At 63.0% G+C, this 14,805-nt stretch carries 15 protein-coding genes; 8 read left to right on the top strand and 7 right to left on the bottom strand.

The annotated features are described in order from the left end of the window. The first annotated feature begins 9 nt into the window (after positions 1-9). Positions 10-852: a 16S rRNA (adenine(1518)-N(6)/adenine(1519)-N(6))-dimethyltransferase RsmA gene (gene rsmA, locus ABWV64_RS00185; RefSeq protein WP_353342236.1), complete on the top strand. Its 843-nt coding sequence runs from the start codon at positions 10-12 to the stop codon at positions 850-852. Between the two features lie 154 nt (positions 853-1,006). On the opposite strand, the gene ABWV64_RS00180 is transcribed toward rsmA, so the two are convergent. From ABWV64_RS00180 to speB, 5 genes are all read right to left on the bottom strand, one after another. Next, a complete protein-coding gene (locus tag ABWV64_RS00180; RefSeq protein ID WP_353342234.1) occupies positions 1,007-1,696 on the bottom strand; it encodes a DUF4167 domain-containing protein in 690 nt (229 codons plus the stop codon). Between the two features lie 302 nt (positions 1,697-1,998). Next, complete coding sequence (gene prmC / locus ABWV64_RS00175) at positions 1,999-2,826, bottom strand: peptide chain release factor N(5)-glutamine methyltransferase (protein ID WP_353342233.1); 828 nt, start codon at positions 2,824-2,826, stop codon at positions 1,999-2,001. Between the two features lie 4 nt (positions 2,827-2,830). Then, positions 2,831-3,880 carry a peptide chain release factor 1 gene (gene prfA / locus ABWV64_RS00170; RefSeq protein ID WP_353342232.1) on the bottom strand — a complete coding sequence of 350 codons (1,050 nt, stop codon included), beginning with the start codon at positions 3,878-3,880 and terminating at the stop codon, positions 2,831-2,833. Between the two features lie 349 nt (positions 3,881-4,229). Next, complete coding sequence (locus ABWV64_RS00160) at positions 4,230-4,637, bottom strand: DUF1499 domain-containing protein (protein ID WP_353342230.1); 408 nt, start codon at positions 4,635-4,637, stop codon at positions 4,230-4,232. A gap of 5 nt (positions 4,638-4,642) precedes the next feature. Then, positions 4,643-5,605: an agmatinase gene (gene speB, locus ABWV64_RS00155; RefSeq protein ID WP_353342229.1), complete on the bottom strand. Its 963-nt coding sequence runs from the start codon at positions 5,603-5,605 to the stop codon at positions 4,643-4,645. Between the two features lie 109 nt (positions 5,606-5,714). Here speB and mazG point away from each other — a divergent pair, with 109 nt between their 5' ends. The 5 genes from mazG to ABWV64_RS00130 all read left to right on the top strand — a co-directional run bounded on the left by mazG (position 5,715) and on the right by ABWV64_RS00130 (position 10,903). Beyond that, positions 5,715-6,572: a nucleoside triphosphate pyrophosphohydrolase gene (mazG, locus tag ABWV64_RS00150; protein WP_353342228.1), complete on the top strand. Its 858-nt coding sequence runs from the start codon at positions 5,715-5,717 to the stop codon at positions 6,570-6,572. Positions 6,573-6,649: 77 nt separating this feature from the next. Beyond that, positions 6,650-7,660, top strand: coding sequence for a Fe(3+) ABC transporter substrate-binding protein (locus ABWV64_RS00145; RefSeq protein ID WP_353342227.1), 1,011 nt, complete (start codon positions 6,650-6,652; stop codon positions 7,658-7,660). Positions 7,661-8,008: 348 nt separating this feature from the next. Next, entirely contained in the window at positions 8,009-8,968 is a 960-nt protein-coding gene (locus ABWV64_RS00140; protein WP_353342226.1) for a nucleoside hydrolase, read from the top strand. Continuing rightward, positions 8,965-9,411, top strand: a complete 447-nt coding sequence (locus tag ABWV64_RS00135; RefSeq protein ID WP_353342225.1) for a GNAT family N-acetyltransferase — start codon at positions 8,965-8,967, stop codon at positions 9,409-9,411. The genes ABWV64_RS00140 and ABWV64_RS00135 overlap by 4 nt, the downstream gene beginning before the upstream one ends. A gap of 25 nt (positions 9,412-9,436) precedes the next feature. Further along, positions 9,437-10,903: a protein adenylyltransferase SelO gene (locus ABWV64_RS00130; RefSeq protein WP_353342224.1), complete on the top strand. Its 1,467-nt coding sequence runs from the start codon at positions 9,437-9,439 to the stop codon at positions 10,901-10,903. Between the two features lie 29 nt (positions 10,904-10,932). Here the strand turns inward: ABWV64_RS00130 and ABWV64_RS00125 are convergent, their stop codons facing one another. Continuing rightward, positions 10,933-11,793 carry a DMT family transporter gene (locus tag ABWV64_RS00125; RefSeq protein WP_353342223.1) on the bottom strand — a complete coding sequence of 287 codons (861 nt, stop codon included), beginning with the start codon at positions 11,791-11,793 and terminating at the stop codon, positions 10,933-10,935. A gap of 90 nt (positions 11,794-11,883) precedes the next feature. After that, a complete protein-coding gene (locus ABWV64_RS00120; RefSeq protein WP_353342222.1) occupies positions 11,884-12,519 on the bottom strand; it encodes a DUF2238 domain-containing protein in 636 nt (211 codons plus the stop codon). Positions 12,520-12,655: 136 nt separating this feature from the next. Between ABWV64_RS00120 and ABWV64_RS00115 the strand changes: the two genes are divergently transcribed. Both ABWV64_RS00115 and ABWV64_RS00110 read left to right on the top strand, forming a co-directional pair. Further along, positions 12,656-13,375, top strand: a complete 720-nt coding sequence (locus ABWV64_RS00115; RefSeq protein ID WP_353342221.1) for an endonuclease/exonuclease/phosphatase family protein — start codon at positions 12,656-12,658, stop codon at positions 13,373-13,375. Positions 13,376-13,473: 98 nt separating this feature from the next. Continuing rightward, a complete protein-coding gene (locus ABWV64_RS00110; protein ID WP_353342220.1) occupies positions 13,474-14,751 on the top strand; it encodes a cation:proton antiporter in 1,278 nt (425 codons plus the stop codon). Positions 14,752-14,805 lie beyond the last annotated feature (54 nt).

Genomic DNA, 14,805 nt, shown 5'->3' with positions numbered 1-14,805 from the left:
CACCGCCCCATGAGCGCCATCGACACGCTGCCCTCGCTCTCCCAAGTGATCAAGACCCACGGGCTTGATGCGCGTAAATCGTTGGGGCAGAACTTCTTGCTCGATCTCAACCTGACCTCGAAAATCGCACGGCTGGCGGGGGATTTGACGCAGTGCGATGTGCTTGAAATCGGCCCCGGCCCGGGCGGTTTGACGCGCGGGCTTCTGGCCGAGGGGGCGCGCCGCGTGCTGGCGATCGAAAAGGACGCGCGCTGCATCCCTGCGCTGGCCGAAGTGGCCGCGGCCTGCGACGGGCGGCTTACGGTGATCGAGGGCGATGCGCTCGATATCGATCCTCTGGCGCATCTGCGCGCGCCGATCCGCATCGCCGCCAACCTGCCCTATAACGTGGGCACCGAGCTTTTGGTGCGCTGGCTCACGCCGCCGCAATGGCCGCCGTTCTGGCAAAGCCTGACCTTGATGTTCCAGCGCGAGGTCGCCAATCGCATCGTCGCCGCCCCCGGAAGCAAGGCCTACGGGCGTCTGGCGATTTTGGCGCAGTGGCGCACCGATGCGCAGATCGTGATGTCCTTGCCGCCCGAAGCCTTCACCCCGCCGCCCAAGGTGCATTCGGCGGTGGTCCATCTCAAGGCCCTGCCGCAGCCGCGGTTCGAGGCCGATGCGAAGATCCTTGAACGCATCGTCGCCGCAGGGTTCAACCAGCGGCGCAAAATGCTGCGCGCCTCGCTCAAAGGTATCGCCCCTGACATTTCGGACCGGATGGAAGCGGCGGGGATCAAACCCACCGACCGCGCCGAACAGATCGATGTCGAGGGATGGTGCGCCTTGGCGCGCGAGGTCGCGCGCGGGTAATCTGCGCGCGGGATCGGCACCCGAAACGCGGCCCCTTCGCGGCGGCAACAGACCACGCCAACACAAGACTGCCCCCCGACAAAAACCCCGCCAACAAAAATCCCCGCGCGGCAAGGCCGGCGGGGATGTTTCACACTGTCAAAAGCCTGCGCGCCTATTCGGCGGCGTCATTGGTGCTTCCGGCCTCGGGGGCGGAGGCGGGCTTTTTGGCGCGCGGTTTGCGCGGCGCGCGTTTGGGTTTGCTTTCGGGGGTGTCGACCAGACCGCTGTCGCCCTCGGCGTCATCGCCATTGCCCGCGCTGTCGGCGCGAAGATCGGGTTGCGGCGCCGATCCGGGATCGGTGATGAAGGCGGGCAATTCCTCTTGCGGGCTGCGCTCGCGGCGCGGGCGGCGCTCTTTGCGCGCGGGGGCCTCGCCGCTTTCGGCGGGGGCGGATTGCCCGTCGTTTCCGGCGCCCTCGGAGCCGCCGTTTGCGGCGTTCGCGGCGTTTTGCTCGGCGCGCTGGCGGTCACGTTCGGCATTCTGGCGGTCACGCTCGGCCTGACGGTCGCGGTTCTCGCGCTCTTGTTGCTCGCGTTTTGCGTCGATCTCTTTTTGCGCCGAGCTGAGCAAGCGCATGTAATGTTCGGCGTGCTGTTGGAAATTCTCCGTCGCGACGCGGTCATTGCCAAGCTGCGCATCGCGCGCCAGCTGGTTGTATTTCTCGATGATCTGGCTCGGGGTGCCGCGCACCTTGCCTTCGGGACCATTGCTGTCGAACACGCGGTTGACGATATTGACGCCGGACCGGTTGTTGTTGTTCCGGTTCGATTTGTTCCGCGAGCGGGATTTGGAAGATCTCATTGTAAGCTGTCCAGCCTTATGCGTTTGGACGTCGCTGTGGCCCGATATGCGCAAGAGGCGCGGGTCATTCGGATGAGCGACAATTTATGGCTTGGCGTCGTGAGGGACCGCTTAAGCGCTTCCACCGTCTCGACAGATACAGGGTTAAACAGCGCGCGCCTTCATGACAAGAGGGAAGTGACAGTTTTAGCAAGATTTGCGCCTAAAAGACGGGGATAACCGCCGGTTTGTTGCGCGCCGCGCCAAAATGCGCCCATTGGCACGCGATTGATGCGCCGCGCGCGCGCCAAAGCAAAGCGCGCTCAGCCCAAGGCGGCGCAGGTCACGCGGTCGCGCCCCTCGAAGTCCTGCACCGTTTCGATATCGCGAAATCCGGCCTGCGCGAAAATCTGTGCGACCTGCGGGCCTTGGCGCCATCCCATTTCGACCAAAATCCGCCCCTGCGGCGCCAGATGCGCAGGCGCCGCGCGCGCGATGATCCGGTAAGGCTCCAGCCCGTCCCCGCCGGGCGTGAGGGCCAGATGCGGGTCGTGATCGCGCACCTCGGGGGAAAGATCGGCCATCTCGGCCTCGGTGATATAGGGCGGATTGGCGGTGATCAGATCAAAGCGCCCCTCCACCGCATCAAACCAATCGGACAGGCGCAGATCGGCGCGCGCGCCCACGCCGGTGCGCGCCGCATTCTCGCGTGCCACCTGCAGCGCAGCGGGCGAGATATCGACCCCCATGCCGCTGGCCTGTGCGCGCTCGGCCAAAAGGCTCAAAAGAATACAGCCCGTGCCGGTGCCAAGGTCGAGGACACGGGTGAAATCGCGCTCAAGCGCCTTGGCCACAAGGGTTTCGGTATCGGCGCGCGGGTCAAGCACATCGGCGGTGACCAAAAATTCATGGTTCCAAAAGGCGCGTTTGCCGGTGATTTTCGACACCGGCTCGCCGGTCGCGCGCCGCGCCAGATATTGCCCGTAGCGCGCCATCACATCGGCGCTCAATTCCGCCGCGCCGAGCGCCATGAGCCGCGCCGCATCCACCCCTGCGGCATGGGCCAAAAGCCGTTTGGCATCGCGCGGCGCAACGCCCTGCCCCTCGCCCGCGGCCATGGCCGCGCGCAACGCCTCCTGCCCTCCGCTCATCCGCTCATCCGTTCATCGCGGCCAGTTGCTCGGCTTGGCTATGGGCGGTCAGCGCGTCGATGATCTCGTCCAGATCGCCGCCCATCACGGCGTCAAGCTTGTAGAGCGTGAGGTTGATGCGGTGGTCGGTCATGCGCCCTTGCGGGAAGTTATAGGTGCGGATGCGTTCGGAGCGATCCCCGCTGCCCACTTGGCTTTTGCGATCGGCAGAGCGTTCGCCGTCGATGCGTTGACGCTCCAGATCATAGAGCCGCGTTTTGAGCACCTGCATGGCGATCTCGCGGTTGCGGTGTTGGGATTTCTCCGAGGATGTGACCACAAGGCCGGTGGGAATATGGGTGATGCGCACCGCCGAATCGGTGGTGTTGACGTGTTGGCCGCCCGCCCCCGACGCGCGCATCGTGTCGATGCGGATGTCATTGGCGTTGATCTCGATATCCACGTCTTCGGCCTCGGGCAAAACCGCCACCGTCGCCGCCGATGTATGGATGCGCCCGCCGCTTTCGGTTTCGGGCACGCGCTGCACACGGTGCACGCCGCTTTCGAATTTCAGGCGGGCAAAGACGTTCTCGCCCTTGATGTGGCCGATCACCTCCTTGATGCCGCCCAGATCGCTTTCCTGCTCTTCGATGATCTCGAATTTCCAACCGCGCGCCTCGGCATAGCGTTGATACATGCGCAGAAGATCACCGGCGAACAGCGCCGCCTCGTCGCCGCCGGTTCCGGGGCGGATTTCGATGATCGCGGGGCGGGCATCGGCCTCGTCCTTGGGCAAAAGCGCCAGTTGCAGCGCCGCCTCGGCCTCGGGCAAGGCGCGGCGCAGGGCGGGCAATTCCTCTTCGGCCAATTCCTTCATATCGGGATCGGCGAGCATTTCCTCGGCCGCCTCGATATCGGACAGAAGCTGCCGGTAGGCATGGATTTGCTCGATCAGGGGGCGCAGGTCGGAATATTCCTTGGCCAGCTTGGCGATATCGCCGCCGCCCTCGGCCATCTTCGCTTCCAGAAACTGAAACCGTTGGGTGATCTGCTCTAATGTATCATTCGGAACCATGGGGTTCTGTCTCTTATCAAAGGGATTTGGTCAAGCGGATTTGGCGCAGCCGCCGATTTGGGGCGGAGTGTTTTTTGTGCTATCTTAGGCCATGCACAATGCCCTGCCTGCCCTGATGGTGGCTGTGTCCGCCGTGATGATCGCCCCCGCGCCTGCGCCGGCCCAAAGCGCCGGTGCGCTTGATTGCTATTGCACCGACAGCACCGGCGGGCGGGTGGAATTGGGCGAGATGATCTGCCTCAGCGTCGGCGGGCGCAGCTTTATGGCGCAATGCCAAATGTCGCTCAATGTGCCGATGTGGCGCGAGGTGGGGCAAATCTGCCCCGCCGCGCGGGGACGGCCCGCGCCGCTATTGCCGCGCCAGAGCCGACAGCCACCCGTCCACGCGCACCTTATTGACCCCCATGTCGGATTTTCCGAACCGCAGCCGCGCATAGACATGCAAATCATCGCCGTCCTGCCGCGCCGTGGTGTAATCGGGAAATCCCCATAGTTTCGAGCGGGTGATATAGGTCACCATGCCCTCTTCGACCGATCCGGCCAGAACACGGGTGCGCGGGCCGGACATGATGATCCGGTCCAGAAGCGACAATCCTTGCGGCCCCGCCGCGCCGCTGCGGATCACGCCGCCGTCGAAATCCTTGCTCGCGGGGGCATCGGGCATCACATGCCAGACCTGCGGATCGGAGGGCGCAAGCCGGATATAACCCGCAAGCACAATGAGACATCCGATTGCAATAACAATGGCATAGAGCATCTTCTTCACTTTCTCTTGTTATAGGCCCAAAGGCAGATCAGCTCCATCGCCACATGGGCGCCCGCTACGGCGGTGGCGCCCGAGGGATCATAGGGCGGCGAGACCTCGACCACATCGCCGCCGACCATGTTGATCCCCGCCACATCGCGCAAAAGGATCGCCGCCTGCCCCGAGGACAGCCCGCCCCAGACCGGCGTGCCGGTGCCGGGGGCAAATCCGGGATCGAGGCAATCGATGTCGAATGTCACATAGGTCGGCCGGTCCCCGAGGATCGATTTCACCTTGGCCGCCGCCGCCGCCGCGCCGCCCTCATGGACCTCGCGCGCGTCGATGATATTGACCCCCATCGTGTCGTCATTATGGGTGCGAATGCCGACCTGCACCGAGGTTTTCGGATCGATCAGCCCCAATTTCACCGCCTTATAGAACATCGTGCCATGGTCGATGCGGCCCATATCATCATCGGCCCAAGTGTCGGAATGGGCATCGAAATGCAGCAACGACAGCGGCCCGTATTTCTCGGCGTAGGCCCTCAGAATCGGAAAGGAAATATAGTGATCGCCGCCCAAGGTGATGCTCGCCGCGCCCGCGTCCAAAATGCCCTTGATATGGGCGCTCAGCGCATCGGGAAAGGCCGCGACATTGGCGTAATCAAAGGCCAGATCGCCATAATCGACCACGGCAAAATCGCTCAGCGGATCAAAGCCCCAGCCATAGGGCGGATCATAGGGCTGCAAGCTGGAGGCCTCGCGGATGGCGCGCGGGCCAAGGCGGGTGCCGGTGCGGTTGGTCACGGCTTGGTCAAAGGGCACGCCGGTGACCGCAATATCGACGCCTGCGAGGTCTTTGGTGTAGCGGCGGCGCAAAAAGCTCAGCGCGCCGCCAAAGGCGTTCTCATAGCTCAGCCCGCGCGCATCCTTGCGGGTAAAGGCCTGATCCACTTGTGTTTTTGCGTCTTCCAATGCCATATCTTTCCCGCCTTTTCTGACCCTTTGCCGCCCGCGCGCCCTGCCCGCTCTGGACATCCGTTGCGCGGCGGCTAGGCTGCTATCCAACCGCAATAACAGAGCCTTCGCAATGCCTCAAACGCCCGCGCCCAAGGCGCCCCGCCCCAAACATGATCCGCTGATCTTTGATCCCAAAGGCGGGATGGCGCGTTTGCGTGCGATCATGCGGGCGCTGCGCGATCCCGATACGGGCTGCCCTTGGGATATCGAGCAAGATTTCGCCTCCATCGCGCGCTACACCATCGAGGAGGCCTATGAGGTCGCCGATGCCATCGAACGCGAGGATATGGGGGAACTGAAAAAGGAACTGGGCGATCTTTTGCTGCAATCGGTGTTTCACGCACAGATCGCCGAGGACAAAGGATTGTTCAATTTCGAGGATGTCGCCGACGGGATCAGCGACAAGATGCTGGCCCGCCATCCGCATGTGTTCGGCAATGAGAGCCGCGACAAATCCGCCGAGCAGCAGACCCGCGATTGGGAGGCGATCAAGGCCGCCGAACGCGCAAATAGCGGCGCGCGCGGCACATTGGACGATGTGGCGCTTGGATTGCCCGCCCTGATGCGGGCCGAAAAATTGCAAAAACGCGCGGCGCGGGTCGGGTTTGATTGGCCCGATATCGAGAATGTGACCGATAAGATCGTCGAAGAGGCGCAAGAATTGGCGCAGGCGCGCGCCACATTGACCCAAGCCGAGGTCGAGGAAGAATACGGCGATCTGCTCTTTGTCATGGCCAATTTGGGGCGACATCTGGGCCTTGATCCCGAGGTATCATTGCGCGCCGCCAATGATAAATTCACGCGCCGTTTCAAGGGTGTAGAGGCCAAACTTGCCGCGCTTGGCAAGACCCCCGCGCAATCCAATCTTGAGCAGATGGACCGGCTTTGGGACGAGGTGAAGCGCGAGGAGAAGGCTAAACCTGAATAATTTAATCAGCTATTGACCCGACTAATTTAGTCGGATTAAAAGCGGCGCAATCGAAACGATCAAAAATGAGGATTCTCATGTTCGCTCGCCTTGCGCTTATGACTGCCGCTGCTCTTCCCGCTTTCGCCACCACGGCGATGGCCGATGAGGTCAATCTCTACTCCTACCGCCAGCCCGAATTGCTCAAGCCGCTGACCGATGCCTTCACCGCAGAGACCGGTATCAAGGTCAATGTCGCCTATCTGGCCAAAGGTATGGTCGAGCGGCTGAGCGCCGAGGGCAAACGCTCCCCCGCCGATCTGGTGCTGACCGTGGATATCGCGCGGCTGGCGTCGGTGGTCGATGCCGGATTGACCCAACCCGTTGAAAGCGCGACGCTTTCGGCCAATGTTCCGGCGCAGTATCACGATGCGGATAAACATTGGTGGGGCCTGACGACGCGCGCGCGCATCGTTTACGCCTCGCGTGACCGCGTCGCCGATGGCGAGGTGACCACCTATGAGGACCTTGCCGATCCCAAATGGAAGGGCCGCATTTGCACCCGTTCGGGCACCCATGCCTATAACGTCGCGCTGACCTCGGCCTATTTGCTGCACCACGGCGAGGCCGAAACCAAAACTTGGCTCGAAGGCGTCAAAGCCAACCTCGCGCGCAAACCCCAAGGCAATGACCGCGCACAGGTCAAGGCCATCTGGGCCGGTGAATGCGACATCTCCATCGGCAACACCTATTACATGGGCAAAATGATCTCGGACCCCGAGCAAAAAGCATGGGCCGACAGCGTGCGCATCGTTTTCCCGACCTTTGAAAACGGCGGCGCGCATGTGAATATTTCCGGCGTGGCGATGACAAAATACGCACCCCACCCCGATAACGCCTTGAAAATGATGGAATTTCTGACCTCGCCCGAGGCACAGAAAATCTATGCCGAGGCGAATTTCGAATATCCCGTCGCGCCCAATACCTCTGCCGATCCTTTGGTCGAAAGCTGGGGCAGCTTCACGCCCGATGAGGCCGACCTGATGGAATTGGCCCGTTTGCGCCCCGCCGCATTGAAGCTGATCGAAGAGGTTGATTTCGACGGCTAAGGCCGCTAGACGACAAAAATGCACCGTCGGGGATAATCTACAGGCCCCTCGGCGCGCATTGAGGCGGTCCGCACCACTCGCGGGCCGCCTTATGTTTTTTGGGCCGGTGGTTTTGGGCCGGTGGTTTTGCCCCTGTGATGATCGCCCGATGTGATTTGAGGCCCGTCCCATAGGTCCGCCCGTGCCCGCCCCCGCGCCGCCTTGGCGCCCGCCTGCCGGATCGGCAATATTCCCCCGCCGCCAGAGCGCTTGCGCTGGACATCGCGGCGCGGCGCGGCCACTGTGCGGCCACTGGCTTGCCCGCCCGCCCAAGGGCCGCACACAGGACCGCATCAAAGGACCCCCGCCATGACAGACGCCATGACAAACGCCCCGCGCAAAATCATCATCGACACCGATCCAGGGCAAGACGACGCGATGGCGATCCTTCTGGCGCTGGCCAGCCCCGAGGAGATCGAGGTTTTGGGCATCACGGCGGTGGCGGGCAATGTGCCCTTGGCGCTAACAGAGGTGAATGCGCGCAAGATCTGCGAATTGGCGGGCAAGCCGCAGGTCAAGGTCTTTGCCGGATGCGACCGCCCGCTGGATCGCGCCTTGGTCACGGCCGAACATGTGCACGGGCAATCGGGGCTGGACGGGCCGGTTTTGCCCGATCCGACCATGCCGCTTCAGGCGCAGCATGCGGTGGATTTCATCATCGAGACCCTGCGCGATGCGCCCTCCGGCTCGGTGACGCTTTGCGCTTTGGGGCCGCTGACCAATCTGGCCATGGCGCTGCGCAAGGCCCCCGATATCGCCGCACGCATCCGCGAGATCGTGCTGATGGGCGGGGCCTATTTCGAGGTGGGCAATATCACCCCCGCCGCCGAGTTTAACATTTACGTCGACCCGCATGCCGCTGATATTGTTTTCAAATCCGGCATTCCATTGGTGGTGATGTCCTTGGATGTGACCCATAAGGCCTTGGTGACGAAACCGCGCAACGACGCCTTTCGCGCGATTGGCAATGCGGTCGGGATCGCCGCCGCGCAGATGACCGAGTTTTTCGAACGTTTCGACCGCGAGAAATACGGATCGGAGGGCGCGCCCTTGCATGATCCTTGCGTGACCGCCTATCTGATCGCGCCGCAGATCTTCACCGGTCGCCATATCAATGTCGAGATCGAGACCAAATCCGAATTGACCCTTGGCATGACGGTGGCCGATTGGTGGGGGGTGACCGACCGCGCGCCCAATGCCATGTTCATGGGCACCATCGACGCCGATGCCTATTTCGCCCTGCTCACCGAAAGGCTCGCCCGCCTATGACCGCTTTGCACCTTGCGACCCCTGCGGATGCCGACCGTATTTTGCCGATGATGGCCGCCTTTCACCGCGAAGCTGGCATCACGCGCAGCGACGAGCAACGCGCCGAGGCCCTCGCGCCGCTGCTGGACGGATCGCCCCTCGGCGTGGTCTATCTAATCGGGCCGCAGCGCTCGCCGATCGGCTATGTGGTGATCTGTTTCGGCTGGTCGATCGAATTGGGCGGCATGGACGGGTTTATCGACGAGATTTATATCCGCTCAGGCGTGCGCAGCCGCGGGCTTGGCTCCGAAGTGCTGCTCTCCTTGCCCAAGGCGCTGGCCGGTGCGGGGCTCAAGGCGCTGCATCTGGAGGTGCGGCGCGACAATGCCCGCGCCAGATCGCTCTACAAAAAGCTGCATTTCACCCCGCGCGACGAGTATTCGCTGATGACGCGCTACCTCTAGGCGCTGCCTTGCCATTTGGACCGATATGAAACTCTCCTTCGACAACAGCTATGCCGCCCTGCCCGAGGCGTTTTTCGCCCGTCAACACCCCGCGCCTGCTCCCGCGCCGCGGCTTTTGGCCTTTAACACGGCGCTGGCGCAAGAGTTGGGGATCGAGGTCGAGGCGGGCGATGATCTGGCCGCGATTTTCAGCGGCAATGCCCTGCCAAAGGGCGCCGATCCGATTGCGCAGGCCTATGCGGGCCATCAATTTGGCGGATTTTCCGCGCAACTGGGCGACGGGCGCGCGGTGCTTTTGGGCGAGGTGATGGACACAAATGGCGCGCGGCGCGACATCGCGCTCAAAGGCTCGGGGCGCACGCCGTTTTCGCGCGGCGGCGACGGTTTGGCGTGGATGGGTCCGGTGCTGCGCGAATATCTGCTCTCGGAGGCGATGCATGCGCTTGGCGTGCCGACGACGCGCGCGCTGGCGGCGGTGGCCACGGGCGGCGAGGTGGTGCGCCCTACGGGGTCGATGACCGGCGTCTTGCCCGGTGCGGTTTTGACCCGCGTCGCCGCCAGCCATCTGCGCGTCGGCACCTTTCAATATTTCGCCGCGCGCCGGATGCTGCCCGAGCTTGAAACCCTCTTTGACTATGCCCGCGCCCGCCATGCGCCGCAGGCCGCTGGCCCGCATGAATTCTTGCAATCCGTGATCGACCGGCAGGCCGAACTGGTCGCGCATTGGCTCTCGCTGGGCTTTATCCACGGGGTGATGAACACCGATAACACCTCGATCAGCGGCGAGACCATCGATTATGGTCCCTGCGCTTTTATGGATATTTATCATCCGGTTACGGTCTACAGTTCAATCGACGCCCACGGGCGATACGCCTATGACAACCAAGCGGCGGTGATCCCGTGGAACATGGCGCAACTGGCCTCGTCCTTGATCCCGCTCATGCCCGACCAAGAGCAGGCGGTGCAGATGTTCACCACCACGGTCAACGCCATGCCCGACCGGATCGAGGCGGCGTGGCTGCGCCGGTTTGCGGGCAAATTGGGCCTTGGCGCGCCGCGCGAGGGCGATCAGGCGCTGATCGGCGATCTTCTGGCCTTGATGCAGGCGGGGCAATCGGATTTCACCAATACATTCCGCGCCCTCTCGGCGGGCGGCGCGCAGGATCAATTTGCGGATCGCGATGGATTTGCCGCATGGCAGGCGCGCTGGCACGCGCGGCTGGCGGCGCAGGGCGCTTTGGAGGGCACGATCGAGCAAGCCCGCCCGAATGCGCAGACCCGCGCCGCGATGGAGGCGGTCAACCCCGCGCTGATCGCGCGCAACCACCGTGTCGAGGCGATGATCGAAGCGGCGGTGGCGGGCGATATGGCCCCCTTCGAGCGGCTGATGCGCGCCTATGCGCGGCCCTTCGAGGCGCAGGCGGAATTTGCCGATCTGGCGCGCCCGCCCGCCGCCTCCGAAGTGGTCGGCGCGACCTATTGCGGCACATGAGGATCGCGCCGCAAGGCATTGATTTCACATTATGATGGCACGCGCGGCCTGCGGTTGATCAAAACGATCCCGAGCGCCACAAGGCCGAGCGCGCCGATCACGTCGAGGCTCAAAGGCTCGCCCAGAACCCACCATCCGAAGATCACCGAAAACACCGGCGACAGGAAGCTGAAGCTGGCCACGCCCGAGGCCGGATAGATGGTCAGCAAGAAGAACCAGAACAAAAAGCCGAAGCTGGCGACCAAGACCACCTGATAGCCAAGGCCGAGCAGGAAAACAGGGGTGAAATCGCGCATCAGCGGGCCAAAAAGCGGCGCCAGAGCAATGAGGCACAGGGCCGAGACCGCAAGTTGCCAAAACAATTGCATCTCGGGGCGCAAACGGGCCAGCGCCGAGCGCCGCGCCATCATCGCGATGCCCGCCCATGCCAAGGCCGCGCCCAAAGCGGCCAGATCGCCGATCAGGCTCGCCTGCCCGCCCGCCACACCTGCCGAACGGTCGAGCAAAACCCAAGCCACCCCGCCCATGGCCAAGGCCAATCCGGCGGCGCGCATCGCGGTGATGCGCTCATTGGGCAGCCAAAAATGCGCCATGATGCTCAAATGCACGGGCATGGAATAGAAAATGATGCTGGCGCGGCTGACGCTGGTATGGTCGAGCGCCCAGAACAAGGCGGCAAATTCGCCCGAAAACAGCAGCCCCGAGATCACCCCCGCCCCAAGGGCCGCGCGCGGCGTATGCACCGCAATGCCGCGCAGCCGCATCCACACGAGCAAGACCGCCAGAGCACCAACAGAGCGCAAACCGGCGGAGAACACCGGCTGTATCCCCTCATTGGTCAGCTTGATAACCACTTGATTAAAGGCAAGAATAATCGCGAATGCGATCAATCCCGATGCGCCGAGGGCGTCTATTCTATCGCGTCTTTCCATCGCGCCAGATGAGGGCACCAAGGCGGCGGCGTCAATAGCGCGCCCGCTCTATTTGCGCGATTTGCGAAACAGGCGCGGATTGCGGGCGACGAAATCCTCGATCACCGCGCCCAGCCTGCTGTAATCGCGCCCCTTGAGATAGCCATAGCCGCTGCCCGCGCCGATCAACGCGCCAAGGGCATCGACGATCAGATCGGTCATCGTATCCACAAGGCCGGATTTTTGCATATTGGTGCCAAAGGTCTGATCCATGGCGAATTCGAAAATCTCCCATGTGGCGCCGATGCTCATGGCAAAGCAAAAGCCGAAAAACGCCACGGCGAAATGCGGCGCGGCGAATCTGTTGCCTTGGAACATCATGAAAACAAGGGTGAATCCCATCAAACCGAAGACCAAGGCGCTGCCGCCATGCAGCAAGATATCCCACCACCAGAAGCGGTTGTAGAAATCGAACACCTCGCCCAAGAACAGCGTCGCCCCGACAAAAGCGGTGGAGATGGCGAAAAAGAACCGCGGCACTTTGATCTGGACCCAGCGGGCCAAGGCGATGGGCACCAGCGAGAGCCAGAAGGTGATGACCGCCACAAAGGCCACCTCCCATCGCGCGTTCCACAGGGCCGTCGCCGCAAAGACCGCCAAGGCGGCCCAGATCAGTTTAACGGTCAGGGCGAGGTCTTTGAACATCTGCGGCGCGGTCCTTTGTGCGATCCCCCGATGGGCATCTTTCTGCGCGTTCATATAGGCTGCGCGCGCAAATAACAAAACCTTGCCGCCGCGCGGCATCTTGCTCTTGCTGCGCCTGCATGGTTGTCTTGGCGCAATGGAACAGCCCGCTTTTCGCCTTGCCAGTTACAATTTGCAAAAATGCGTCGGCATGGATTTGCGCCGCAATCCGGCGCGCAGCCTGCAGGTGATCGCGCAGATCAACGCCGATGTGGTGGTGCTGCAAGAGGCCGACAAGCGCCTTGCGCCGCGCCCTGCCGCGCTGCCCCATGCGATGGCCGAGGCCGAGGGCTGGCGGGTGGTGGATTTTGGCGAACACGGGGCCTCCTTGGGCTTTCACGGCAATGCGATGCTTTTGGGCGCGGGGGTCGAGGTGATCCAGACCGCGCATATCGACCTGCCCGGATTGGAGCCGCGCGGGGCCATTCGCGCCGATCTGGAGACAAGGCTCGGCGCCTTGCGGGTGATCGGTGTGCATCTGGGGTTGATCCGGCGCTATCGGGTGATGCAAATCGCCGCCGTGGTGCGCCATTTGCGCGAATTGCCCGCCCTACCCACGGTTCTGGCCGGAGATTTCAACGAATGGGGATCGCCGCGCGAACTGGACGCCGTGGCGCAGGGATTGGCGTTCTTGCCCTCCAAGCCGAGCTTTCCGGCGCTGCGCCCTGTCGCGGCCTTGGACCGCTTTGCGCTCAGCCCCGATTTGCAGGCCCGCGATCACGGGGTGCATCGCACGCGCCCCGCGCATATCGCCTCGGATCATTTGCCGGTCTGGGTCGATCTGGAGACCGTGCCCGCACAGCCTGCGCGCCCGTGATCCGAACCGCTCGGGGGCGGCGCGGTTTACGCCTTTTTGCGCGCTTGGAGGGGGGCGAGGCGCGTGGTAACAGGGGCCGTAATCAAAGGATAAATACCATGACCGTCCTGCAAATCGCCTCGGCCTTGATCGTGCTTGCCGGTGCCTTTGGCGCCATCAACTACCTGTTTTTGAAACTGCCCTCGGCGATCGGCATTCTGGTTGTCGCGCTTTTGGCCTCGCTGGTTTTGCTCGGGCTTGACCTGTTGTTTCCGGCACTCAACATGGCCGACGAGATGCGCCGCACCGTGACCAGCGTGGATTTCTCCGATGCGCTGCTTGAAGGGATGTTGGGGCTTTTGCTTTTTGCGGGGGCCTTGCATGTCAAATTGTCGGACCTGCGCGCGCAGTGGCGGGTTGTGGTGCTGATGGCAACGCTGGGCGTGGGGCTTTCGACCGCTGTGGTCGGCTTTGGCTTCTCATGGCTGACGGGGATGCCGATTGCCATCGCCTTGGTCTTTGGCGCGCTGGTCTCGCCCACCGATCCGGTGGCGGTTCTGGGGGTTTTGCGCGAGGCCAACCTGCGCAAATCCCTCGAGACCAAGATCGCGGGCGAGAGCCTGTTCAATGACGGCGTGGGCTATGTGGTGTTTTTGGTGCTGGTCGGCATCGCCTTTCCGTCCCTCTCCAGCCACGGGGCCGAGGCGGGCAGCCACGGCGGCGAAACATCGGTTCTGGCCGGCGCGCTGGTGCTTTTCGTGCAAGAGGCCGTGGGCGGCGCGGTCTTGGGCATTGTTTTGGGCTGGCTGACCTTTCGCGTGATGCGCCGGATCGACGATTACGCCTTGGAGGTCTTGATCACGCTGGGGCTGGCCTTTGGCGGCTATGAGCTGGCCGTGGCCTTGCACGTCTCGGCCCCGATCATGGCGGTTTGCGCCGGATTGCTCATCGGCGATGTGGGCAGCAAATACGGCATGAGCGACGAGACCCGCAAATATGTCGATGCCTTTTGGAAGATGATCGACGAGATTTTGAACGCGGTGCTGTTCTTGATGATCGGGTTCGAGGTGTTTGCCGTGGCCTTCGAGTTCGATTTCATCGTCGCGGGGGCGGCCTCGATTGCCTTGGCGCTGCTCGGGCGGCTGACGGCGGTCGCGGTGCCGGTCTTGCTGTTGCAACCCTTCCGCGCCTTTTCCGGCGGGGTGATCCCGATCATGACATGGGGCGGGCTCAAGGGCGGGATTTCCGTCGCCTTGGCCCTGTCCTTGCCCGATAGCGAATGGAAACCGCTGATCCTGACGGCGACCTATATGATCGTGATTTTCTCGATCATCGTGCAGGGGTTGACCGTCACCAAAGTCGCCAACCGCTTTGGCCGCGCGCCGGATTTGATGTGAGCATGATGGGGCACGGGCGCGGACACGGGCACGGGCACGGACCAAGGCCCTGAC

This window comes from Litorivita sp. NS0012-18 (assembly GCF_040371945.1).
Lineage (GTDB): Bacteria > Pseudomonadota > Alphaproteobacteria > Rhodobacterales > Rhodobacteraceae > Litorivita.
This window is presented reverse-complemented; position numbering and strand designations above follow the sequence as displayed.